This window comes from Deinococcus multiflagellatus (assembly GCF_020166415.1).
GTDB classification, from domain to species: Bacteria; Deinococcota; Deinococci; order Deinococcales; family Deinococcaceae; genus Deinococcus; species Deinococcus multiflagellatus.
This window is the reverse complement of sequence record NZ_JAIQXV010000065.1, coordinates 1-928: the sequence shown is the minus strand read 5'-3', so window position 1 is coordinate 928 and position 928 is coordinate 1. Positions and strand designations below refer to the sequence as shown.

Below are 928 nucleotides of genomic sequence, written 5' to 3'. Positions count from 1 at the left end.
TAGAGCATTTGTCATAAGAAGGCCGAAGGGTGAGCATGCTTGAACCAGCCGCGAATGTTGTCTGGGGTGACGGTGTCTAGCGCATGAAACACTGCGGCAATCAGCGCTTCCACTGTTCGGCAGGCCGCTCGGCGGACGCTGGCTTTGACCTTCGAGAACAGCTGTTCAATCGGGTTGAAATCAGGGCTGTAGGGGGGCAGATACACCAGGGTGCAGCCACAGCCTTCGATCAGCGTCCGAATGGACGCTCGGTGATGTGACGAGAGATTGTCCATGACCACGACCTGTTCTGAACGCAGGGTCGGACACAGCATTTCACGCACATACCATTCAAAATTCACACCGTTCACGGCGCCATCCATGACCAGCGGGGCCACTGGCCCCGCCAGCGTGAGCGTACAGATCAAGGTGTGATTTTTGCCATGGTTTCTGGGCACGACGCCCATGGCCCGCCGATGACTGGGGGCGCGGGCATAGCCCCGGGTCATCGCTGTGTGAAAGCCACTTTCGTCCAAAAACACCAGCCGTTCTGGCTGGTGGAGATGCGGCGCCAGATCGTTCAGGAACTGCAGCCGCAGTTCCTCCGTGCGTTCACTGGCGACCACCGTTTTTTTTATGCGTGATGCCATGCCGTGCAAAGACGCGATCGACGCTCTTGAAACTGATGCGCAGGCCGGTGGCCTCTTCGAGCATGCCCGCATGCTCGACCAAGGTGGCATCGGCATGTTTGGCGACTTGCCGCAGCAATTGGGCTTCGTGCGCGCTCGTAACGCGCCGTGGACGCCCGGAGGGCGTGCGGACTTCACCTAGACGCCCCTCGTGCGCCAACCTCAGATAGCGCTGCACCGTGGTCGGATGCACGCTGAACTGCTGCGCCGTGGCGCTCACGGATTGGCCACCCGTCACCGCCTGCACAATCCGTTCGCGG

At 60.6% G+C, this 928-nt stretch carries 1 protein-coding gene; it reads right to left on the bottom strand.

Annotated elements, in window-relative coordinates:
* Positions 1-11 precede the first annotated feature (11 nt).
* A protein-coding gene (locus K7W41_RS23315) for an IS630 family transposase (RefSeq protein WP_263490062.1) occupies positions 12-928 on the bottom strand; the annotation gives its coding sequence in 2 pieces (ribosomal slippage) (positions 12-614 and positions 616-928; 916 coding nt annotated over the 2 pieces). This gene is flagged as partial in the annotation.